This window comes from Acrocarpospora pleiomorpha (genome assembly GCF_009687885.1).
Classification (GTDB): Bacteria; Actinomycetota; Actinomycetes; order Streptosporangiales; family Streptosporangiaceae; genus Acrocarpospora; species Acrocarpospora pleiomorpha.
The window spans coordinates 60,039-82,421 of the sequence record NZ_BLAF01000075.1 but is presented as its reverse complement, the minus strand read 5'-3'; the positions used below and the strand labels follow the sequence as shown (position 1 = coordinate 82,421).

General features: G+C 65.2%; 22 protein-coding genes and 1 pseudogene. 8 read left to right on the top strand and 15 right to left on the bottom strand.

Going from position 1 to position 22,383, the window contains the following annotated elements; genetic code table 11:
- Positions 1-2: 2 nt before the first annotated feature.
- A complete protein-coding gene (locus Aple_RS43615; protein ID WP_155350657.1) occupies positions 3-998 on the top strand; it encodes a polyprenyl synthetase family protein in 996 nt (331 codons plus the stop codon).
- Here the strand turns inward: Aple_RS43615 and rarD are convergent.
- Positions 974-1,897 (bottom strand): EamA family transporter RarD, encoded by a 924-nt coding sequence (gene rarD, locus Aple_RS43610; protein WP_155350656.1) that lies wholly within the window; start codon positions 1,895-1,897, stop codon positions 974-976. The two genes, Aple_RS43615 and rarD, sit on opposite strands and share 25 nt — an antisense overlap.
- Before the next feature lie 131 nt (positions 1,898-2,028).
- Between rarD and msrA the strand changes: the two genes are divergently transcribed.
- Entirely contained in the window at positions 2,029-2,691 is a 663-nt protein-coding gene (gene msrA, locus Aple_RS43605; RefSeq protein ID WP_155350655.1) for a peptide-methionine (S)-S-oxide reductase MsrA, read from the top strand.
- 104 nt (positions 2,692-2,795) lie between these two features.
- Here the strand turns inward: msrA and Aple_RS43600 are convergent, their stop codons facing one another.
- The 5 genes from Aple_RS43600 to Aple_RS43580 form a co-directional block, all read right to left on the bottom strand.
- Positions 2,796-3,968, bottom strand: a complete 1,173-nt coding sequence (locus Aple_RS43600; protein WP_155350654.1) for a Fic family protein — start codon at positions 3,966-3,968, stop codon at positions 2,796-2,798.
- 133 nt (positions 3,969-4,101) lie between these two features.
- A complete protein-coding gene (locus tag Aple_RS43595) occupies positions 4,102-4,845 on the bottom strand; it encodes an SMI1/KNR4 family protein (protein WP_155350653.1) in 744 nt (247 codons plus the stop codon).
- A 130-nt stretch (positions 4,846-4,975) separates the two neighbouring features.
- The gene (locus Aple_RS43590) at positions 4,976-6,058 is read right to left on the bottom strand and encodes a hypothetical protein (protein ID WP_155350652.1); all 1,083 of its coding nucleotides are present in this window, start codon (positions 6,056-6,058) and stop codon (positions 4,976-4,978) included.
- Positions 6,059-6,137: 79 nt separating this feature from the next.
- Positions 6,138-7,016 (bottom strand): SDR family NAD(P)-dependent oxidoreductase, encoded by an 879-nt coding sequence (locus Aple_RS43585; protein ID WP_155350651.1) that lies wholly within the window; start codon positions 7,014-7,016, stop codon positions 6,138-6,140.
- A 74-nt stretch (positions 7,017-7,090) separates the two neighbouring features.
- Positions 7,091-7,669, bottom strand: coding sequence for a TetR/AcrR family transcriptional regulator (locus Aple_RS43580; RefSeq protein WP_218038810.1), 579 nt, complete (start codon positions 7,667-7,669; stop codon positions 7,091-7,093).
- Positions 7,670-7,712: 43 nt separating this feature from the next.
- Here Aple_RS43580 and Aple_RS43575 point away from each other — a divergent pair, with 43 nt between their 5' ends.
- Both Aple_RS43575 and Aple_RS43570 read left to right on the top strand, forming a co-directional pair.
- Entirely contained in the window at positions 7,713-8,669 is a 957-nt protein-coding gene (locus tag Aple_RS43575) for a DUF1152 domain-containing protein (protein ID WP_155350650.1), read from the top strand.
- A 118-nt stretch (positions 8,670-8,787) separates the two neighbouring features.
- Positions 8,788-9,582, top strand: coding sequence for a maleylpyruvate isomerase family mycothiol-dependent enzyme (locus tag Aple_RS43570; protein WP_155350649.1), 795 nt, complete (start codon positions 8,788-8,790; stop codon positions 9,580-9,582).
- 30 nt (positions 9,583-9,612) lie between these two features.
- Here Aple_RS43570 and Aple_RS43565 read toward each other — a convergent pair whose 3' ends face one another.
- Entirely contained in the window at positions 9,613-10,410 is a 798-nt protein-coding gene (locus Aple_RS43565; RefSeq protein ID WP_155350648.1) for a hypothetical protein, read from the bottom strand.
- A 503-nt stretch (positions 10,411-10,913) separates the two neighbouring features.
- Between Aple_RS43565 and Aple_RS43560 the strand changes: the two genes are divergently transcribed.
- Entirely contained in the window at positions 10,914-11,966 is a 1,053-nt protein-coding gene (locus Aple_RS43560) for a right-handed parallel beta-helix repeat-containing protein (protein ID WP_218038809.1), read from the top strand.
- Positions 11,967-12,081: 115 nt separating this feature from the next.
- On the opposite strand, the gene Aple_RS43555 is transcribed toward Aple_RS43560, so the two are convergent.
- Positions 12,082-13,068, bottom strand: a complete 987-nt coding sequence (locus Aple_RS43555; protein ID WP_155350647.1) for an NAD(P)-dependent alcohol dehydrogenase — start codon at positions 13,066-13,068, stop codon at positions 12,082-12,084.
- A gap of 200 nt (positions 13,069-13,268) precedes the next feature.
- Between Aple_RS43555 and Aple_RS43550 the strand changes: the two genes are divergently transcribed.
- Entirely contained in the window at positions 13,269-13,856 is a 588-nt protein-coding gene (locus Aple_RS43550; RefSeq protein WP_246265228.1) for a DUF2306 domain-containing protein, read from the top strand.
- Here Aple_RS43550 and Aple_RS43545 read toward each other — a convergent pair.
- The 4 genes from Aple_RS43545 to Aple_RS43530 all read right to left on the bottom strand — a co-directional run bounded on the left by Aple_RS43545 (position 13,843) and on the right by Aple_RS43530 (position 16,220).
- The gene (locus Aple_RS43545; protein ID WP_155350645.1) at positions 13,843-14,502 is read right to left on the bottom strand and encodes a response regulator; all 660 of its coding nucleotides are present in this window, start codon (positions 14,500-14,502) and stop codon (positions 13,843-13,845) included. The genes Aple_RS43550 and Aple_RS43545 overlap by 14 nt on opposite strands.
- The gene (locus tag Aple_RS43540; protein WP_155350644.1) at positions 14,499-15,635 is read right to left on the bottom strand and encodes a sensor histidine kinase; all 1,137 of its coding nucleotides are present in this window, start codon (positions 15,633-15,635) and stop codon (positions 14,499-14,501) included. Before Aple_RS43540 ends, Aple_RS43545 begins: the two co-directional genes overlap by 4 nt.
- Before the next feature lie 71 nt (positions 15,636-15,706).
- Positions 15,707-16,033: a hypothetical protein gene (locus tag Aple_RS43535; protein WP_155350643.1), complete on the bottom strand. Its 327-nt coding sequence runs from the start codon at positions 16,031-16,033 to the stop codon at positions 15,707-15,709.
- Between the two features lie 28 nt (positions 16,034-16,061).
- Positions 16,062-16,220, bottom strand: coding sequence for a hypothetical protein (locus Aple_RS43530; RefSeq protein ID WP_155350642.1), 159 nt, complete (start codon positions 16,218-16,220; stop codon positions 16,062-16,064).
- A 565-nt stretch (positions 16,221-16,785) separates the two neighbouring features.
- On the opposite strand from Aple_RS43530, the gene Aple_RS43525 reads away from it, so the two are divergent.
- Entirely contained in the window at positions 16,786-17,547 is a 762-nt protein-coding gene (locus Aple_RS43525) for a hypothetical protein (RefSeq protein ID WP_218038808.1), read from the top strand.
- Between the two features lie 126 nt (positions 17,548-17,673).
- Here the strand turns inward: Aple_RS43525 and Aple_RS56750 are convergent, their stop codons facing one another.
- Both Aple_RS56750 and Aple_RS43520 read right to left on the bottom strand, forming a co-directional pair.
- A complete protein-coding gene (locus Aple_RS56750; protein ID WP_507768333.1) occupies positions 17,674-17,994 on the bottom strand; it encodes a DUF4143 domain-containing protein in 321 nt (106 codons plus the stop codon).
- Positions 17,995-18,045: 51 nt separating this feature from the next.
- Positions 18,046-18,885, bottom strand: a pseudogene (locus tag Aple_RS43520) (ATP-binding protein); the annotation flags it as partial.
- A gap of 267 nt (positions 18,886-19,152) precedes the next feature.
- Here Aple_RS43520 and Aple_RS43515 point away from each other — a divergent pair.
- On the top strand, positions 19,153-19,548 hold the full coding sequence (locus Aple_RS43515; RefSeq protein WP_155350640.1) for a VOC family protein: 396 nt from the start codon (positions 19,153-19,155) through the stop codon (positions 19,546-19,548).
- Between the two features lie 236 nt (positions 19,549-19,784).
- Here Aple_RS43515 and Aple_RS55860 read toward each other — a convergent pair whose 3' ends face one another.
- Positions 19,785-22,343, bottom strand: coding sequence for a discoidin domain-containing protein (locus Aple_RS55860; RefSeq protein ID WP_155350639.1), 2,559 nt, complete (start codon positions 22,341-22,343; stop codon positions 19,785-19,787).
- Between the last annotated feature and the right edge of the window lie 40 nt (positions 22,344-22,383).

Here is a 22,383-nt window from a genome sequence, read left to right as displayed (position 1 = left end):
CCATGGCCGCGCCGCCCGTTGTTGATCTGCCTGTTGTGGACGAGCGGCTGGCCGAGGAGCTGGTCACCGGCCTGGCCGCGGTGGAGCGCCTGCTGCGGACCTGCGTGGAGAGCGAGGACGCCTTCGTCACGGAGGCGTCCAAGCATCTCATCGAGGCCGGGGGCAAACGGTTCCGGGCCATGCTGGTGCTGCTCGCCGCCCAGTTCGGCGATCCCGCGTCCGCGGGGGTCGTGCCGGGGGCGGTGGTGATGGAGCTCACCCATCTGGCGACGCTCTATCACGACGATGTGATGGATGAGGCCGTCGTACGCCGGGGTTCGGCTTCGGCCAACGCGCGGTGGAACAACACCGTCGCCATCCTCACCGGGGACTACCTGTTCGCGCAGGCGGCCGACCTTCTCGCCGATCTGGGTCCTGAGGCCGTGCGCATCCAGGCCAGGACCTTCTCCCGGCTGGTTCGCGGCCAGATCAGGGAGACCATCGGCCCGGCCGCCGGTGTCGATCCCATCGCCCACTACCTGAGCGTTCTCGCCGACAAGACCGGCTCCCTGATCGCCACTTCTGGCCGCTTCGGGGCGCTGCTGTCGGGTGCCTCCGACGACGTCATCACCCGGGTGACCGCCGCTTGCGAGGCCATCGGGGTGGCGTGGCAGCTTGGCGACGACCTGATCGACGTGGCCTCCGACACGCTCGGCTCCGGCAAGACGCCGGGGACCGATTTGCGGGAGGGGATCCGTACCCTGCCCGTGTTGTACGCCCTGGGGTCGACCTCGCCCGCGGAAGCCCGGCTGCGGGCGCTGATTTCCGCTCCCGTGGCCGAGTCCGACGTGGATGAGGCGCTGTTATTGCTGCGCGACAGCGAAGCTCTCAAGCAGGCACGGGGGGAGTTGCTGCGCTGGGCGGATCGTGGCAAGTCGGAGCTGGAGGGCTTGCCCGACATCCCGGCCAGAACCGCCCTGATCAGCCTGTGCGACTACGTGGTCGAACGCTCCGGCTGACCGACCGGGACCAGCTCGCGCTCGACCCGCGCGGCGGGCGCGAGGCCGTTGCGCAGGCTGTCCCAGGTGAAGACGCACAGCGCCAGCCAGACGACCAGGAATCCCGCCCAGCGGCTGGCGGGCATCGATTCGTGGGCGATCAGCACGCCGACGAGGAACTGGAGCACGGGCGCGATGTACTGCAGCATGCCGACGATGCTCATCGGGACCCGGATCGCCGCCGCCGTGAACGCCAGCAACGGCACCGCCGTGACAATGCCTCCTCCCACCAGCAGCAGGGCGTGCCCGGTGCCCTGTGTCCCGAAGGTGTTCTCCTCGCCGAGCATCGCCAGGTAGGCGAGTGCGGGGACCAGCAGGACCACGGTCTCCACCGTCAGGCTCTCGGCCGCGCCCACGTTGGCGGACTTCTTGAGCAGGCCGTACAGGCCGAAGCTGAAGGCCAGGGTCAGCGCGATCCAGGGCAGGCGGCCGTACGCCACGGTCAGGATGACCACCGCGAAGCTGCCGAGACCGACGGCCACCCACTGCCAGCGGCGCAGCCGTTCCCGGAACACGACCACGCCGAACAGGATGTTGACGAGCGGGCTGATGAAGTATCCGAGCGCGCTTTCCACCACATGTCCGGTGTTGACGGCGTAGATGTAGGTTCCCCAGTTTGCGGAGATCAGTATGGCCGCGAGGGTGAGCAGGGCCAGCTGGCGTTTCGTCAGCTGGCGGATCCATGTCCAGTGGCGCCGTACCAGCAGGACGGCCACCACCGCCACGAGCGACCACACCATCCGATGCGCCAGGATCTCCACCGCCGAGGACGGCTTCAGCAGCGGCCAGTAGAGCGGAAAGAGCCCCCACATGGCATAGGCCGCAACCCCATACCAAAGACCCCGACGTGTTTCAGGCATGTGACCCAGTTTGACTGCTTACGACCTTTACCACAAATAAGCAAACCTCCTATGACTCTTAAGCACGGCTAACCCATGGAACAAACCGCCGGGTGCCACGGTTTCCCCCGTAGGACCTAAGGAGGACCCCAATGGGCTGGATCTTCGGCACCAACAAGATCACCATGATCACCCCCCAGGACGCACTCCCCGGCCGCTCCACCAGCATGCCGGTAGCACCCCGCCACCTGGTCCTGGACGCCCCCCTGGCACCCCCGTATCCCCCAGGCTCCGAAATAGCCGACTTCGGCCTCGGCTGCTTCTGGGGCGCCGAACGCAAGTTCTGGCAGACCCCCGGCGTCATCACCACCGCCGTCGGCTACCAGGGCGGCTACACCCCCAACCCCACCTACGAAGAGGTCTGCTCCGGCCGCACCGGCCACACCGAAGCCGTCCGCGTCGTCTACGACCCCACCCGCGTCTCCTACGAGGAACTCCTCAAGGTCTTCTGGGAATCCCACGACCCCACCCAGGGCATGCGCCAGGGCAACGACGTCGGCACCCAGTACCGCTCCGCCATCTACACCCACACCCCCGCCCAGGAAAAGTCCGCCCAAGCCTCCAAGGACGCCTACCAATCCGTCCTCACCAACGCGGACTACAACACCATCACCACCGAAATAGCCCCCGCCCCCGACTTCTACTACGCCGAGAACTACCACCAGCAGTACCTCGAAAAAAACCCCAACGGCTACTGCGGCATCGGCGGGACCGGCGTCGCGTGTCCTATCGGTCTGACGTCCGGTGAGGCGTGACCTGGGAGAGACGTCGTTAGGTTGGGGTGACTTGTCCGGTCGGATTGGCCGCGGCCTCAGACGAGTAGATCGCCATCCCGGGTCTCTGTCCCACCCGGCAAGGCTTATGGTGCTTCGGCAAGGCGTGGACGCATCCACGGGTATGGATCGGAGAGTGGCTCGCGCCTTGCTCGACGGCTCTCTCGTATTAGCTGAAGCGGCTTGCCAGCTGTATAGAAGCGTCCTCTTCCATTGCCGTGTGGAACAAGGAGTCCGGCGCCGGCAAGAGCTGCCAGGTCGCGAGTAGCGGTCTGGTCCTCGACGCCAGTGCGCTTCAGATAGCTGGCGCGCCGTACCCGGTAGCCCAACACGGCCTCGAACATGGCATCGATCGCGCGTTCGGGGAGCGCGTGCTCTGCGATGAGGGCGTCGAGTTCGGTCCAGGTGGTTCCAGCCTCCTGCACTCGTTGAGCCACAGTCTGGGCCTGCATGTGGTGAGCACGTAGATTGAATGAGATCCAAAGATGCGCATCATCACGAGGCCGCCATGAACCGCAGCCGGTGAGCGCCAGGGCGGCGTAATAATCATCAGTGTTTGCCCCAAGCCACTCTTCGATGCTCGAGAATTCGGGTTCGCCGATGTCCGATCTTGTGAGGACGGATGTGGCGAGGGCGCGAGCCATGCGCCCGTTCCCATCGCGGAAGGGGTGAATCATCACCAGATTCAGGTGGGCCATCGCGGAGCGCACCACAGGATCGACCTCTGGTTTCGAATGCAGGCTTTCGACGAGCGCATCCATGAGTGCAGGCACATCGGCGGCATCGGGACCCTCGTATACCACCAGATCCGAACGTTCATCATGTACGAAGACCGGGCCTTTGCGGTAGCGGCCGGGTGACTTCGCCGGTTCGTGCCTCAGCATCATGTAGTGCATTGCGCGAATCTCGGTGGCGTCGAAGGTTGAATAGTCCTCCTCACCCATTGCCAGCACGTAGCCCAGAGCGTGACGGTAGCCCTGGATCTCCAGAAAGGTTCGTTGATCAGCACCGATTGGCTCGTCATCATCGAGAGCCGCAGCGGCGTCGTCTTCGGCGACTCGATAGCCTTCGATGCTGTTGGATCCTCGGATGGCTCGGGCCAGAGCGGATCGACGCAAGCCGCCTTCCCAACGCTTGGGCGTTCGCAGCACATGGCGAAGTCTCTTGCGCATCTGGTGGATCTCGGCCAGGACTCCGCGATCCTCGGTAGTCAAGGGGGGTGTGTCGTAGATTGGGGAGTGTTGCGATGATGTCTTCATCTAGACATCCTACCCGGAACTTGACTACTTGAACTAAACATCGCCTCAAAGCTACTGTTGCTCGAGCTGTAGGAAAGACGGGCGGCCGCTCGTGCGGCTGGCCGACATGGCCACCGCTGGATCAGTACGGGATCTAGTACAGCGCGTCCCAGATAGATGACTCTTCGCTGGTGCCTTCATTTGGGATAGGGGGATGGCCGAACCAGTTGTATCCGTTGACCCAGTCGTCGAACCACTGGGCTAGTGATGGGGCGATGGTCACGATTCCCACCTCAGGTGACTGCTCCTCATGGTCCCATCCGTCGTCATCCCAGAGGCAGACGGGGTTGCCGGGTTGAGTGAGCGACATATACCAGTACATCGAGCATCCAGCGGCCACGAGAGGGAACCCCAGTATGTTGCTGACCTCTGGTTGTTCTTCGTATGTCTCGAGCGCGTCCAGACCGATCTCGTATTCCCGGTGGCCACCGGGCGGAAGACCCAGGAGATCATAGGAGGGACCGAAGCCGCCGTTGCTCACCTCGGTATAGACCCTGCGAAGGAGTTCGGGTATTTCGTGGCCGATGCGCTTCTCACAGGCCAGCAGTTCCGCGTGGGAGATCGGTGGGTATGGGGGCTCGTGTGGAGCATCGCTGAAGTACCTGGCGGCTTCGGGAGCCCCGGCCTCCAAGGCCGCATCTAGGAGATGGTCCTGAGGCTCTGGGCTCCAATAAGATTCGCCGGGCGGGACCCGTGACTTGTAGCTGTTAATGCGATTTGTGATGTTGTCACCATATTCACGCTTGAGCCAGTCCAGGGGGACGTAGACCAGGTCATGTCGGCGTGCTGGGTCCCAGGCCCGCTCTCGAATGCGCTGGATCAGATCATCGTGTGACATGGCTGACAGGATGCCAGCGATGGGTTACACAATCTTGCACGGGTTGGGACGGGCGTGGCCTGCCCGGTGGGACCGTCTGGCGAGGTGTAGACCTGCGGAGATAGCTAGATCCTGGCCCTTGATCAGTTGGTCACAGGGTGCGCCAGAAGGTGCCGTTGGCCGAGGGGTCGTCGGGGTCGCCCTGTGGCACCGTGAAGCCTGCCCCCCATACCGCCGCCGTTCCCGGTCTGCGCGCGATTGAGAACAGTACGGCGTCGGTACCGGCCTTGCGGGGGAGCGGGGTGCTTGTCCAAGCCGAACCTCTGATGTGCCACAGGGTGGAGTTCCAGTGGCTCTGCACGACCCACACGCCGCCCTTGCCGTCGGGTTCCACCTTTGTGTACGGCTGTGCGTTGGTGGCACCGATCGTGGCGATCCAGGAGTTGCCGTTCCAGCGCATCAGCAGGGTGCGGGTGAAGGTCACATCGTCGCCCTCGTCGTTGGCCCCCTCCCAGGTGACGCCGCCGACGGCCCACACGTTGCGTGGGCCCAGCACCGCGATGTCGATGATGGACGCGATGGCGTCAGGAGCGGGAAGTTTGAGGGCGGGTGTGGGCACCAGTGCCCAGGACTTCCCGTTCCACCGCATGACCGCGGGGCGGTTGCCTTTGGTTCCGGCTGCCCAAACGTCACCGGTCTTGTACGCGTCGACGGTGCTTGCGCGGCCCGGCAGTTGGAAACTCTTCCACGAGGACCCGTTCCAGTGCCTCGCTGAGGCTGCGGATCCGGCGACCGCCCAGATGTCCTTCGTGCCCGTTCCGTCGGCGTCGCTTGCCGAGAAGCTGCTGCCCAGTGAGGTGCTGGTCCACGTCCGGCCGTTCCACCGCGCGGCCTTGCCGTTACCGAAGACCCACACGTTCCTGTTGGAGGTGGCTGTTACGGCGTTCAGCTCGTAGGGCGGGCTGTTCGGGATCACTTTCCAGGACCCGCCGTCGAACCACTGAACCAGACCTCGCTGCTGCCCGTTCACAACCCGATGACCAGCCGCCCACACCGAGCCGTTGCCCAAAACGGTCACATCATTGAGGACGTCATCCCCGGGCAGCGTGTTTACCCTGGTCAACTTCCACGCCGACGCGGCCCCCTCGCCCTGGTGAGCCACACCGGCCGCTGGCATGGCCGGTACGCACGCCAGCCCGAGCACGGTCATCCCTGAGACGAATACGCTGCGCATAATCCGCTCCCTCCGTTCACTCTTACGACGCCTGGTGGAGAGGCTTCGTTCACAGAGAGACGGACCCGACGCCGGGGGTTCACTGCAGGGCTTGGGTGAGTGGGGCCAATTGTTGGCTGAGTTTGAGGACGGCCTGGATCGTTTGGGGGTCGAGGCTGGGGCGGAAGGGTGGGGTGGGGTGGGCGTTGGGGCCGATGACTAGGCCGGTTTGGTTGTTGAGTGAGGGGTCGGTTGCGGCGAGGAGTGAGGGGCGGGCGGCTGCTGAGGCGGGGCCGGAGGTGGCGCGTTCGAAGGTTCGGCGGACTAGGGGCCAGAGTAGGCGTAGGGCGGGGGAGACGATCTTGGGGGAGCGCATGGTGCCGTTGGTCATGGTGGTGGCGGCGCCGCCGGGGTCGGCTGCGAAGACCGAGATGCCGGTGCCGCGTAGTCGTTCGGCCAGGTCCAGGGTGTAGGCGAGGTTGGCGAGCTTTGCGCGGCCGTACCAGTGGAAGCCGTAGTAGCCGCCCGGTGGTTCGACGGCGTCGAAGGTGCGCTTGGCGACGCGGACCGAGCCGGAGGTGACGTTCACGATCCGGCTTGGGCTTCCGGCCCGGAGCGGTTCCAGCAGTAGTTCGGTGAGTAGGTATGGGGAGAGGTGGTTGACGGCGAATGTCGCCTCGATCTGGTCGGTTGTCTGTTGCCGGTCCGCGAACATTGCTCCGACGTTGTTGATTAGGACGTGCAGTGGGCCCTCCGCCGACAGTTGGGCGGCCAGGGCTCGTACGGCATCGAGCGATGCGAGGTCGGCCGCGACGAACCTCGCCTCTGCTCCCATCGCGCTGATCCGCTGGACCGCATGGGTGCCGCGCTCGGCGTTTCGGCCGACCACGGTAACGGCGTAACCGGCCGCGGCCAGGCCTATCGCGGTTTCGAGGCCGATTCCTCCGGTTCCCGCCGTCACCACCGCGCGTTGGCTCATGGCTTCCCCTTCCTAAGCGGATGACTATCCGGTTCCATGGGCGTACCGTACCACAATCGGATAGTTATCCGGTTTCAGCGTGGGGGGCGCAGGCCCTCGAGGAGGACGTTGAGGTAGAGCTCGGCGTATTTGGGGTTTCCGTCGCCGGTGTGGACTGCATGCACGATGCCGCAGAGTAGGCGGCGGACGTCGTCCGCTTCGATGTCATGTCGGACGACGCCGGCGTGGCGGGCACGATCAAGCAGGTCCGTGACGGCGCGCTCAAGTTCGGCCTTCATCACCGAGGTTCGTGCCTCGGCGTCGCTGGCGGATTCCAGCACAGCCGCGAATCCGGCATCGTCCAGCGCGCGTCCGAGGGCGAAACGCAGCAAACGGTGCAGACCGGTGAGGGCATTTTCGTCGGCCGCCGCGGCCTGCGCTTCGCTGACGAGTTGCTGGAAGCGTTCCACCGACAGCGCTTCCAGCAGCGCGTGCCGGTTGGGGAAATGTCGGTATACCGTCCCGACGCCGACTCCCGCGAGCCGGGCGATGGCGTTCAGCTGGAGCGAGTCGTCGCCCGCGGCCAGCTGCTCGCGAGCGACCTGCAACACCCGGGCACGATTGCGCGCGGCGTCCGCGCGCAATGCTGTCACCCGTCCGGTTTTCGGCGTCACAGGCTCAGCCTAACGACGCCCTGTCCCTTGGTAGGTTCCCGGAATGTTCTCGTTGCACGAGCCTCCACTGTTCACCCGGCTCAAGCAGGCTCAACGCGTACTGGTGGCCGGAGCCGGGGGAGGCTTCGATGTGTACGCCGGGCTTCCGCTCGCGGTGGCGCTTTGGGAGCTCGGCAAGCAGGTGCATCTGGCCAATTTGTCGTTCAGCCGGCTGCACGGGCTGGATCTCGAGGTCTGGCTGGAGCAGGATGTGGCCGCGATCGGCCCGGATACGGCGACCCGGGACTGGTATTTCCCAGAACGTTCGCTTGCTCGCTGGCTCAAAGCCCACGACCTGCCTTCCACCGTGTACGCATTCCCCAAGGTCGGCGTGAGTCCGCTTCGTGCCGCCTACCAGGTGCTGGTGGAACGGCTGGACATCGACGCCGTCGTCCTGGTCGATGGTGGAACCGACATCTTGCTGCGCGGCGACGAGGCGGGGTTGGGCACTCCGGAGGAGGATATGGCCAGCCTGGCCGCCGTACACGGCCTTGAGGTGAGGGAGAAGATCGTCGCCTGCCTTGGGTTCGGCGTGGATGCCTACCATGGCGTCAACCATGTCCAGGTGCTGGAGAATCTGGCGGCTTTAGACCGCGACGGAGCGTATCTGGGTGCGTTTTCCATCCCACGCGCCAGCCGGGAATCCGAGCTCTACCTGGACGCCGTCGCGTACGCCCAAGCCGAGACGCCGGCTCGTCCGAGCATCGTCAACGGGTCGATCGCGGCTGCCTTACACGGCCAGATCGGCGACGCGCACTTCACTGCTCGTACCAGCGGCAGCGAACTGTTCATCAATCCCCTCATGACCATCTACTTCACCGTAGACGCCGACGGGCTGGCTCGCCGCTCGCTCTACCTGGACCGCCTCGAAGGCACCACCCTGATGCGCCAGATCAGTTCGATCATCCAGAGCTTCCGCGCGGAGATCACCCCACGCTCCCCCAGGGCATTTCCGCACTGAACCCAGGCGTGTTCGGGGTCGCGGATCTTACTCTTAGCAGCCCGGTGAATTTGGGATGATCCGTGGCGTTGTTGGTGTTCGGCGTTGATGAGATCGAACCGGTGGACAGGAGAGCAGGATGACCGATCTGACGGATCAGACGATTAAGGCGCTGCGTTCGGAGTTCGATGAGCTCGCTGGGCTGGTGCGTGGGTTTAGTGAGGAGGATCTCGCTCGGCAGTCGGGGGCGGCGGAGTGGGATGTTTCGCAGGTGCTGAGTCACCTGGGGAGTGGTGCGGAGATCAACCTCGCGGCGCTTGAGGGGGCGGTGCAGGGGAGCGGTGCTCTCGGCAGGGAGTTCATTCAGGGGGTGTGGGGGCGGTGGGACGCGATGTCCCGCGTTGAGCGGGCCGAGGGGTTCGTCGGGGCGAATGAGGCGCTGGTGCGCCGCTTCGAGGAGCTGGATCCGCAGACGAGGGGGGACGTTCGCGTTCAACTCTGGTTTCCGTCTGAGCCGGTGGACGTGGGTTCTTTTGGCGCCATGCGGCTCAGTGAGGTCGCCCACCACACCTGGGATGTCAAGGTCGCGTTGGATCCGGGGGCGACGCTGAACCCGGAGACCGTCGAGTTGCTGGTGGATCGTGTTGGGTCCGTTCTCGGCTTTGCCGGCAAGCCCGCGGGGCTCGGTGGGGGGCAGGCGACCGTGGCCGTGCACATCACCTCGCCAGAGCGGTCCTTCGGGCTCGATATTCGTGAGGCGGTGGCCATCGTCGATGTTCCGGATGCGCCGGACGCGGTTCTCACCGCCCCGGCGGAGTGGTGGCTGCGTCTGGTCGTTGGGCGTCACGCTCCGGAGCACACTCCGGCAGGGGTGGAGGTCACTGGCGGCGGGGTAACCCTGGACGATTTGCGGAAGGTCTTCCCCGGGTACTGAGCCTGTCCGCTATGGGAACGAAATGCCCTGTCACTCGAAAGGTACCTGTGATGTGGGGCTCTTCGTGCCCGTGGACGCCGGCTGTCTTGTGGGAATCGCTGCCATAGGAGAGTGACTGGGCTTCGGGACCGGCTTCTGGGGAGGCGCCGTAGCCGATGCCTGGTCCTCCCCTGAGGGCTGTTCGTCAGCCTTGGGCTGTTCCGGGCGGGCTGTTTCCTCAGGTTTCTTGTAGAACGGGTGTTTGGTTTCCCAGTAGTGCCAGCCTTCCATTCTGGCGGGTACGTTGGCTATTCCGCTGGCGATCTTGACGTGGCGGCATGTGCCGAGTACCGACCAGGCTGACCAGCCGATGCGGTAGCCGAAGACGCGGTACCAGGTGTTGCCGTACATGCCTTTGCTGATCTTTCGGGTGTATTCGTGGCCGGTGAAGATCCTGTGTCGGACTTCGACGCGGGGGCGTTCCAGATCCCGGAGGTGGCGGATCACGTCTTTGGCGGTGATGGACGTTTGGCGTTCGTTCTCGAATTCGATGTAAGCGAGCACTTCGTATTCTCGTAGGACCGACACCTTCATCGAGCCGCCAGGGCCGTCGACGAAGCGAGTGCGGGGGATGAAGAAGTTTCTCGGCGTGCGCTGGCCGAACTTGTAGAAGCGGTGTGGTCCGCACTGTTCGTATCTGTCGTTATCGGCGCTGGCCGTCGCCGGGGCCGAGGTGGTGACCAGAGCTATCGAAAGGAAGCCACGCATCGCCATTCTCCTCGCCGCATGACGTGCCTTCAGCCGGGCGGTAGCGGCCGGGGTTTTTGTCCGGAGAATAGACGTGGGCATATACCGTTCCTTTCGGAATGTGATTCTTGGTCGCGGCTGACGCGTAGGTCCGAATGGGACCTACTTGTCCGGTGAGCAAGCCGACGAGACCGGTATGATGCTTACAGTTGCCGCGAGCCACCTCACAACGCAACGCCGACGTTAAATTCCCGTACCGGAAAAGAGTCGGTGAAAAAGTGTCAATGTGTCAGCGATGCTCGAATCTTGGGCTCATCCGGCTTTGGTGATCACGCGATCGGGACCCGTGCAGGCAGTGCCCGGCGTGATGGGGTATAATGCCCAGCCTGTCTCACTACGGATAAATCCTGATGTGCGTTGTTCCCCGACAGGGGCCCGCCACTAGATGACCCTGAGGCTTTTGTGGCATTTTCGCAACAGAGTCGCAACAGCCCTGATTCGGACAACGAGCGGCTGTGAGGATTGAGCCTTGTGAAGGAAGCCGGCCACGACTTCGAATGTTATTCAAGAATTTTCTTTCGCTGTCCAACACCATAGGGAGATCAATGATGAAGGTTGATATCAAGGTTGGCTCGCTGGTCATGGCCGCGGGAGTCTGCTTGGCGGCCGGTGCGGTGACGAGCATTGGGGACGGCGACAGCGAGCTTTTAAGGATGGCGTCGGTGTCCGCTTCCGCACCGCTCGCGCGCGTGCCTTCGGGACCCGGCAAGGTACGCTGCCCGCAGCCCACCAAGATCGTCGGCAACTCCTCCGCGCTCCAGCAGGCGATTAAATCGGCCCGGGCGGGCGACGTCATCCAACTGCGTCCGGGCATCTACAAGGGCAAGTTCGTCGCCCAGAAGTCGGGCACGAAGGCGAAGCCGATCTTCCTGTGCGGCACCGCCAAATCCGTTCTGGACGGCGGCGGCATCAAGAACGGGTACGGCTTCCACCTCAACAAGGTGAGCTACTGGCGGCTGGTGGGCTTCTCCGTCCAGAACAGCCAGAAGGGCGTCATGGCCGACCGGACCCGTGCCTCGATCATCCAGGGCCTCACCGTGCATAACATCGGCGACGAGGCAATCCATCTGCGCAATTTCAGCACCGGCAACATCGTGCAGTACAGCAGGATCTACAACACCGGCCTGCGCCGCGCGAAGTTCGGTGAGGGCGTCTATCTCGGGTCGGCGGAATCCAACTGGAGCAAGTACACCGGCGGGCGGATGGACCAGAGCGACAGAAACCTGGTGCGCGGAAACGTGATCCGGGCCACGGCCGAAGCCATCGACATCAAGGAAGGCACCAGCGGGGGCCGAATCGTCGGCAACATCTTCGACGGGTCCGCGCTCGTTGGGGATGACGTCAACGACTCCTGGGTCGACGTCAAGGGCAACAACTACCTGATCGAGGGCAACTCCGGAAAGACGACACCGCAGGACGGCTTCCAGACGCACGAGATCATCGATGGCTGGGGCACCGGCAACGTCTTCCGCAAGAACAGGATCGATCTTGCCGGTGGCAAGGGCGTCGGCATCAACGACACCGTGGGCGGCAACACCATCGCGTGCGACAACAAGGTCATCGGCGGCCGGCTCACGAAGAAGGGCACCTGTTCCTGACGGAGCTAACACAATGCTCACCGTTACCCGGCGCCGTTAACGCTGGTGGTGGTTCTCGCCGCACCGGCGCCACGAGCAGCAGCGGCATTCCGTTTGGTGTTCTGGCCCCCCGGCCTCAGACCGCGATGACGACCTTTCCTGGGGCGTGCCCCTTTTCCAGATAGCTGATGGCCGCCGGGATCTCCTCGAACGGGTAACGCCGGTCGATGACCGGGGTGATCTTTCCGCTTTCGATGAACTCGGTGAGCGCTATCAGGTTCTGCTTGTTCTCCGTGCATCGGACCACGTCCGCCAGGGCCGCGCGCTGGGAGGTGAACCCCGATAGCGCGACCGCCGACATCATGCTTCCCATCGGTCGTATCCATCGGCCGGACTGTCCGCCGACGATGACGCGGGCGCCCTTACGCGTCAGCGCCCGTCGGCACGCCGACATCGACCGGCCTCCCGCGACGTCCAGCAGGAGGTCGTAGCGGCGCCCATTTCGCGTGAAATCCGCGCGGGTGTAGTCGATGACGTCGCTCGCGCCAAGGGAGCGGACCAGGTCCACGTTCCTCGTGCTGCAGACGCCGGTGACCTCCCCGCCCAAGGCTCGGGCGATCTGCACCGCGAACGTTCCCACGCCCCCCGAAGCTCCGTTGATCAGGACCTGCTGTCCCGGCTGGAGCCGTCCCACGTCGCGCAGGCCGATCAGGGCGGTGTTGGCGGCCATCGGCACGGCCGCGGCCTGCTCGTACGACAGGTTCTTCGGCTTCGGCGCCAGCTCACTTTCCCGTACGCACACGTAGTCGGCGAAGCCGCCCTCTAAGAGCATCGCGAACACCTCGTCGCCGGGGCGGAACTCCGTCACGTCTTTGCCGACCGCCTCGACATTTCCCGCGATGTCCACACCCAGGATGCCGAGCTTCGGGGTGCGCAGCCCGAGCCCGCCCGGCATCAGACGCGCGAGGTACGGCTCGCCGCGCATGTTATGCCAGTCGTACGGATTGACGGAGGTGGCCACCACCCGGACCAGTACCTCGTCATCGCGCGGGACCGGCTTGTCGATGTCGGTGAGATCCAGGACGTTGGGTGGGCCGTACGAGCGCAGAACGAACGCCTTCATCGCATTCTCCTAATCCACTAATCTCCCCCGAGCGTAGAAAAGTCTCGCGAAAGGCTCATCAGCCGAAAGTACGCCCGTTTAGTGGATGATCGGCCAGCTCAGCTCCGGCTGTTCTGTCGATGAACCGGCACCGCCTCAGCCGTCACGATCAGGTCATGACACACCAAAGCGGCCAGCGGGCAGCGCGGTCGGAATGGCTCGTGCCAGCTGCGCTGATCATGCTCAGTTTCGTCCCAGTAGTCGCGGGCGCCGTCCGCCTCACCGAGCTGACGGGAGGCGCGGCGATCACGCCGGAGAACGCGCGGTTCTTCGCGGCACCGCTGCCCGTGATGCTGCACATCGTCGGCGCCACCACATACTGCATTCTGGGGGCCTTCCAGTTCGTCCCCAGGTTCCGCCGCCGCAGACCTGGCTGGCACCGCGCCGCCGGCCGCGTGCTGATCGTGTGCGGACTCCTCGCCGCGCTCACAGGCCTGTGGATGACCCTGTTCTATCCCGTCCCGGCCGGTGATGAGGGTCTCCTTTCCGTTTTCCGGATTGTGTTCGGTACGGCAATGGCGGCGTGCATCCTCCTCGGCCTGGCCGCCATCCGGCGGCGGGACATCACCCGGCACCGCGCCTGGATGATCCGCGGTTACGCGATCGGCCAGGGCGCGGGCTCCCAGGCGTTGATCCACCTGCCCGCGATGCTGATCGTCGGCACGCCTACCGGGCTCACCCGAACGCTGCTCCTGGGCGCCGCCTGGGTGATCAACCTCGCCGTGGCCGAATGGATCATCCGTTCCTGACCCGGTTGGTCTCGTACGCCCAGATGGCGATCTCCACGCGGTTGCGGACGCCGAGCTTGGCCATAAGGCTGGTGATGTGAGATTTGACCGTGCTGAGCGAGATGTAAAGCTCGTCGGCGATCTCGCTGTTGGTCCGCCCGCGTGCCACCGTGACGAGAATCTGTTCCTCCCGCTCCGTGAGCTCCTCGACCGGCCGAATCGCCGGTTCTGCGGGCCCGGAGCGGGCGAATGCCCCTAACAGGCGAGCGGTGACGCTCGGGGCGATGAGCGCGTCGCCGTTTGCGGCGGCGTGCACGGCCTGGGAGAGCAGCGCGGTTCCGGCGTCCTTGAGCAGGAAACCCCGGGCTCCGGCCCGAAGCGCGGCGTAGACGTACTCATCGAGGTCGAACGTGGTGATGACGACGACCGCGAGCGGATCCTCCACGCCCGGCCCGGCGAGCGAGCGGGTGGCCTGAATGCCGTCGACGGAGGGCATCCGGATGTCGAACAGGCACACGTCGGGACGCAGGCGGCGGGCGAGTTCGACGGCTCGCCGCCCGTCGGCCGCCTCGCCGATGACCTCGATGTCCGGCTGAGCGTTGAGTATCATCACGAGCCCCGTCCTGACGATCTCCTGGTCGTCGGCGACGATCACCCGGATGCTCATGTGGCCGCCCCGGCACGCGGCAGGACGGCGGTCACGGTCCACCCTCGATCCGGGTTCGGACCCGCCACGCAGGTGCCGCCGAGCAGGTCAGCGCGTTCCACCATGCCGATGATCCCGTATCCCTGCTGGCGAATCTGGCTGGTCTCGCCGTCGTCGCTCACCCGAAGGCGTACAGACGTCTCGTCCGCGGCGACGCGGACCTCCACGCGCGTCGCGTGGCGCGCGTGGCGCCGGGCGTTGGTGATCGACTCCTGGGCGAGGCGGTAGATCGCGGCCCCGACCGACGGCGGGACGTCGTCGACGTCGCCGAGAATCTCCACCTCGACGGACGGCCCCGCCCGCCCCCGGCTCGCGAACTGCTCGACATCGGCGATGCGTCGCCCCGGCGTCAGGTCAGCCGGTTGGTCGCGGCGGAGCACCCGAACCATGCTGCGCATCTCGGCGAGGGCACGCGACGCCTCCGCCTCGATCACCTGCAGCGCCTCGGTCGCCGCGTTCGGCTGCGCCGCCGCCGTCGCGAGGCCCGCCTGAGCCCGGATCGCCATGGCTGAGACGTGATGCGCGACGGTGTCATGCAGCTCACGCGCCAGCTGCTCCCGTTCGAGCAACTTGACCTGATCGAGCTCACGCATCCTCGCCCCGGCCCGATACCGGAACGCCGCTCCGAGGGCGATGCCCAGAAGCAGGACGGTGCTTCCGCCGATCACGTCGGCGATGCCGGTGGCGGTGTAGGTGGAGGCCAGCGAGAAGGAGGCCTTGGCGAGAACGACTGTCAGCCCGATCACCGCCTCGCGCCCGGACCCCCACCGGACCAACGCGTACACCAGGAGCAGCAGATACACCATCGTGTTCGTCTCTAATGAGTCGCTGCCCGCCAGTAGCTGGGCCACGCTGGGGACGCCGAAGGCGATCACAACCATCAGCAGCGGTCTGGTCCGGCGCCACAACAGGGTGGGCACCAGCCCGGCGGTGAGGATCACCGAAATGACCGGCCACGGAAGATCTTTCCGCAGAACCCCTTCGAGCACGGCGATCGGCACCAGCACGCCCACGAGCGCCCAGTCCCGCCACACCCGCCGCGGGGGATTGGGAGGACGAGGCTCATCCCACACAGAACGAAGAAGGGAAACCACGCCATCATGGTACGAAAACTCGCCCCACTCCGGACCGGCCCAAAGTATGAAAACGCCATCCGGTCAGGGCTTTATGAGACAACCGTCGACTGCGCTACCGGGCGGGTGGTCGTCAATTCGCGAGGGTCGAGCACTTCGATGTCGACGATCGCGGTTCTTGACGGGTTGAGGTTGAGCCAGATGACGGGCTCGTCGCCGCGTTCCAGTTCGATCAGGTCGCATCCGGCCGAGCCCGGGGGCGCGGTGAGGAGGTTGACGCAGGTGGGTGTGCAGGTGCATCTGCCCAGGTACGGCAATGCGTCGACGGTGGCCGCCAGCGGGTCGGGCGCGAGCAGGGCGACGATGTTGGCGGTGAGGTGCGGGTACACATCCGACAGCCGGAGTTCTGTGCTGATCATGGCAGGCCCTCCCGGAGGTGATCGTGGTCTAGCGGAGGTATTCGAGGATCAGGACGGTGAGAGTGGCCACGGCCAGGAACGCGCCGCCCGCGGTGAGGACCGCCGCGGAGGGGGCCATGCCGGACGCGACGCTCACGATGTAGCAGCACAGCGCGAGGATAATGGAGATCAGGCCCGCAATGGTCAAGGACGTCAGTCGCGACAATTTCGCACGCTCACTTCGTCGGATCAGGTTGTAGCGATGCCCGGAACCGCGCGAATGCCATGTGACGTCGTCGCATTGTATTCGTTGCGAAAGAGAATTATTCTCAGATCGTCGCGGTGAGCAACTGGGCGATCTTTCTACCATCGTGTGCCGGTTGAGTCCACGGATCGACCGAACTCCGGACAACAATCGCTGCCGACGGACAAGTGCGAACGTCGCCGGACATATCCGGATGGATCCGGACGGCTTCGGATGCATGCGGACTTTTGGCACCGATTGCCCCTAGGGCGGTAGTAAACCCAGAATCAGGAATTATCGGTGCAGGGCGTGCCAAGCCCCACTAGCCTGACATTTGCACCGGAGTTACCGGTGTGACTCCTGGTGGGCAAGGGCTAAACGTGCCCGATGTCCTTTTGCGTGCCGTCTGACCGTAGTCCTGAAACGGATCTTGCTCATGAGTGAAGCGAGCGCAAGTCGGTGTCATGTAGATCACTTACTTGAGAGGTCCAGGAGCCTCCATCTCGACGCGGGCCATCCGACCCTGCAGATGGTCGAGCAGGTCGCCAACGATCTCATCGAGGAGCAGCAGGGGGCCAGAATCCACATCGCATGGAAACGCCTTCCCACCTCAACCGTGTCCGAGATCCTGAGCGGCAAGTTTCGTAAGCTCCCGGACTGGCAGTTCTTTCACACCTTCGTGGCCGCGTGCCATCGTCTCGCGGTTGCGAACGAGCTCGAGGTTCCGCCGGCGAGGGAGTTGATGGCGGAGTTCGGCAGCCTCTGGAAAGCGGCCAAACTCGAAACAGGCGGCTCCCTGGGGTACGTCAGTTCGCCACGCTGGACACCCGGAGACATCCTCGAACCCACCATCCAGGAAGTACGGGTAGAACGAATTCCGTCTGTCCAGTTTCGGATGCCCCGAGCCTGGGGCAGGAGCGGCGCCGCGATTCTCCGCCGGGCCGGCATGGGCGACGCGAACGCGGCCTACCAGGCGGCCATTCTCCTCGCCTGCGAAGCGTCCATCATGGCCGACGACGCCGACAGAAAGAACTGTCTTCTGGACATGGCCGCCTTCTGGCGCGGCAAGGCCACCGGCAAGGTCGAGAAGGCCGCCGCCCTCCGCCTCAAGGGCACCCCACTCCGGCGCGCCGCCGAAGACCTCGCCCTCGGCTACAAACGATCAGGAAAGCCGTGCGTCATATTCTTCCGAGCATTCCTCCAGGTCGAATCAGCATTGCGCCGCAACAAGCTCGAGCCCCGGCCCACCCCCAGCACAATAAACTCCGCCCCCGCTGACTCCGGCACGTAGCCATCCCCCTTGACCTGGGAACTTGCATAACCCGCAAGCTATGTTGCAGGTTATGCAATGAAGTGCTGATCTTGCCTCCGACGTTGTCGCCCCCTTCCAAGGAGAGGTGATCAACGACTCACCGGTTCAGGGAGCGACCTCCCACAGGGCAGACATCGGGAGCGCGCGCATCCGGTCGCCGAATGGAAGTTTTTCCTGGCCTGAGTAGAGGACGAAACCGGCGATGAGGCGGTCGCCCACCCTGTCCGCCAGGTGACGGAGGCCCCTGAAGTCGTCTGCTCGGACAGTTTCGGCTGCCTTGACTTCGATGCCGATGATCTCGCCGGATGCCCGTTCGAGGATAGCGTCGACTTCGATATTGTCGCGGGTTCGGTAGTGGTAGAGGTGGACGGGCTCTTCTGCCCAGGTCAGTTGGCGGGCCAACTCACTTAGAGCGAAATTCTCCAGGAGTGGGCCGATCGGGGCGGTGATTCCTGCCGCGCGGGCTGGCGTGAGACCGGAGAGGTGAGCACCTAGGCCCGTATCGACCGCCAGAAGTTTCGGGGTTGCCACAGCGCGGGTGGTGGCGTTGGCGGACCAGGCCGGAATCCGTCTCACCACGTAGATCAGGTCGAGTAGATCGAAGTAGCGCTTCACTGTCGTGCGGGGGAGCCCGAGGTCGTTGCTGAGGTGGTCGATGACCAACAGACCTCCCATGCGACCGCATAGGACGTTCAGCAAACGCCGCATATCTGATGGCCGCTCAATGTCGGCCACCTGCTTCACATCCCGATTGATCAAATCGGTGATATACGACTCGAAGAATCGGGCTCGCCTCCGGTGTGTCGAGCGGTGGACGGCCTCTGGGTAGCCGCCTGTGAGCGCCCGATCGACGTAGTCGGCTCGGCGAAGCCGGGATTTTGGGACTCGGAGATCCGGACCCTCGTGGAATGCGGCGTCAATGAATCCATCGGGACAACGCTCGATCTCCCCTTGGGAGAGCGGCCAGAGTTCGATGGTCTCCGTGCGACCTGGGAGGGCGTCGGGGAGGTCGCGAAGGCCCAGAAGACGCGCCGAACCTGTCAGCAGGAAACGACCCGGTCGGGGATCGGCGTCGACTTCTCGCTTGATGGAGAGCAGGAGATCGGGCACACGCTGGATCTCGTCGATGAGGGTGAGCCCGTTGTGGTAGACGATTCCGTCCGGATCCCGGCGGGCGGCCGCGCGAACCGCCGCTTGGTCCAAGTAGATCTCACGAGAACCAGGTGATCGCTGAACGATGGCCTTCGCGAGCGTGCTCTTGCCTACCTGTCGTGCTCCATTGATGACGACGACGCGGGTGTCGGCGAGGGCTTCCATCGCCATGGCCTCCGCGCGGCGGGGGAAGACGGTCAACTCATCGATGTCCACCGCCTAAATATAGGCCTCTCTAGCACAACCGTGGTGGATCTGCCGCTAGATCGGTGGTGGTCTCGCCGTAGTCATGGTGGTGGATCTGCCGCCATGATCGTGGTGGATCTGCCGCACCACGAGTGGTGGGTCTGCCGCTGTTGCGGTGGTGGATCTGCCGGTGGTTTGGGAGGTTGGAGCACGAAGGGGCGGAGGGCCTCTGTCTACTATCCCGGTATGGGTGTGCGTGAGCTTCGGCTGGTTGTGACCGCGGACGACTACGAGAGGGCGTTGCGGTTTTATCGGGATGTGTTGGGGTTGCCTGAGTTGGCTGACTTCTCGTCGGAGGATGGGCGGGTTCGGTTGCTGGACGCGGGGCGGGCGACGTTGGAGTTGGTCGACGCGCGGCAGGCGGAGTTCATCGATCGGGTTGAGGTGGGGCGGCGGGTCGCCGGGCATATCCGGGTGGCTCTTGAGGTGGGCGATGCCGCGCGGGTGACGGCGGAACTGGCCGAGGCGGGGGCGCAGGTGATCGCGGCGCCGACGCGGACGCCGTGGGGTTCGCTGAATGCGCGGCTTGAAGGGGAAGCGGGACTGCAGTTGACGCTCTTCGAGGAGCTGGGAGAGGGATGACGATGGTTGCCGTGTTTGTCCCACCCGCCCACCCTTTGTTTGATTCCGGGCTCCGCCCGGCCCCGTGTCGCCGTGATCACCCGCACGAATCACAACCGCGTGGCCGTAGGAACCATCCGGTTCCCCGCCCTGGGGAGTAGGGAGGGGAACCGGTTTGTGCGGTGGTGGTTGGGAACCGGCCGGGCTTTGCGGCCCCAGAGGGCTGGGAGGCGGCCGGTTCCTGGGTTAGGGATGGGTCACGGGTAGGAGACGACCTTGGAGGGGATGGTGGCGGTGCCGAAGGCGGGGGCGCCGGTGTCGTTGATGACGTGGTTGATTCGGCCGTTGCCGCCTAGGGAGACCGAGAGGAGGCTGTGGAATTTGACGCCGGGTTTGATGGGGGTTTCGAAGACGCGGTCGACCTCGATGGTGGGGTCGACGTTGAAGTAGCAGTAGCTGCCCATGCCCCAGCCCTCGTGCACGTTCACGTTCGGGCCGACCTTGTAGGCGGCCCAGCCCTTGACGGTGCCGTTCATGTAGGCGGCCTGGTTGGGCGGGTCGTAGGCCTTCTCGTTCTGGAAGAAGATGGTGCGGCCGCGCTCGCCGTACCACTCGACGTCGTACTTGCGGAAGTGTTCGACGAACAGGCCGGTCGCGAGGACGTCGTCGCCGTTCACGATCATGCCGGTTTCGGCGGTGTTGACGTTCCAGCCGATGCCCTCGCCGTGGTCGCCGCGCCAGAGCCAGGTGTGGTCGATGATGACGTCATCGCTGTTGATCACCAGGCTGGTGGTGGCGTTGCCGGCGAAGGCGCCGCCGATGCGGACGAAGACGTCCTGCAGGGTGGTGGGGTTGGCGGCGTGGTCGGCGCTCGAGCCGGCGGGGCCGACCTCGATGAGCACGTCGGACTTCTGCGGGCCCGCGTCGATGAGGAAGCCGGCCAGCTTGACGCCGTCCACGTCGGCGACCTTGATCGCGGTGGCTGCGTTCTCGGGGATGATGGTCGCCAGGCCGAGGCCGAGGACCACGGTGTTCGCCCGGTTGATGTTGATGGGGGCGTTGGTGCGATAGATGCCGGGGGTGAGGAGCAGGTTGAGGCCCTGGGCGAGTGCCGCGTTGATGGTGGCCGCGGTGTCGGTGGGCTTGGCGACGTAGAAGTCGGTCAGCGGGAGCGAGGTGCCGGCGGTGGGGCCGTTGGCCCAGCTGTGGCCGCGTGCGTTGGTGCGCAGGGCGGGGACGAAGACCCGGTAGTTGCCGCCGCCGTCCACGTAGAGGTACGGCTTCTCCCGGCTGATCGGGGTGTTCTGCAGCGTGGTGTAGACCGGCTCGGGGAAGGAGTTGGCGGGCGCGCCGGCGACGCCGGAGAAGACCATGTTCCAGACGCCGTTGACCCAGCCGCCGATGGTGCTGTCCCGGGTGTACCACTGCTGCTGGGAGTACGGCCCGACCGAGCCGTCGATCTTGCTGTCCGCGATGTAGCCGCCGCTGGCCCAGCCGTACCCGGTGGGCGCCAGGTTGAGGTTGCCGCGGATGTGCATGCGGCGGAACGGCGCGGCCTGGGAGACGGCCCAGCGGTTCTCGCCGCCGGTGGGCTGCACTGCCAGGTTCTCGGTGGAGCGCCAGAAGTTCTGGGTGGCGTTGCCGCCGAACCAGCCCGCGTCCACGGTCACGCCGCCGTTGATGACGACGTCGCCGGGGTTCTGGCCGAGGCCCACGATCGAGGTGTAGAAGCCGACCCGGGCGTTGACGTTGTAGGTGCCGGGCTTGAACAGGAACGCGTGCCGTCCGGTGCCGAACTGGGCGGATTCCTGCTGGGTGAAGACGGTGTCGAGGGCGCTCTGGATGGTGGCGCTGGACATCGACGGGTCGATGACGTGCACGTTCGGGCCGAGCGAGCCGCCGCCGGGGATCGGGTCTGTCGGGGTGGTCGTGGTGCGCACCGCGAACTCCCAGAGCGAGTGGCCGTAGCCGGTGCCGCGGGCGGTGCCGAGCATCCGGACGTAGCGGCCTGAGCCGCTGACGGCGTGGGACTGCACGCCGCCGGTCGCCCCGGTGACCGACTTCAGGTCGGTCCAGGGGTCGGCGCCGTTGGCGGAGACCTGGAGCTTGAAGGCGCTCGCGTACGCGGCTTCCCAGCGCAGGTCGATGGCGCAGATGGTCTGGGTGGAGCCGAGGTCCACCTGCACCCACTGCGGGTCGCTGGCCGCGCTGGACCACCGGGTGCCGTTGTTGCCGTCGAACGCTGAAGAGGCGGGGAAGCCCGCGTTCTGGACGGAGGAGGCGCTGCTGGGCTTGTTCAGCGCGGCGTTGGCGGCCGGGCAGGGGTCGGTGGTGCCGCCGGGCTCGCCGTACACCTGGAATTCCCAGAGGGAGTAGCCCCAGCCGGTGGCGCGGGTGATGCCGAGCATGCGGACATAGCGGGCGCTGCCGGTGATGTCCCAGGTGTCGACCCCGCCGTCACCTCCGGTGACGGATCGCAGGTCGGTCCACGTGGTTCCGTTCTGGGAGCCCTGCACCTTGTACGCGGTCGCGTACGCGGCCTCCCAGTTCAGGACGACCCGGGTCAGCGGGATCGAGGACCCCAGGTCGACCTGGACCCACTGGTCGGCGGTGGCCAGGCTGGACCAGCGGGTGCCGGTGTCGCCGTCGACGGCGTTGCCGGCGGCCATGCCGGCGTTCTCGACGGAGGAGGCGGTGGCGGGCTTGCCCTGCGACACCAGGGTGTCGGCGAAGGCAGGCGTGGCAGGAAGGGTGATCAGGGCCGCCACCACCGCGGATGCGGTGAATAAGGCGGCAGTTCGGGACAGACCTCTCATGCGTGTCTCCACAGCGGAAGCGGGGGGTGAAGGTCCAACA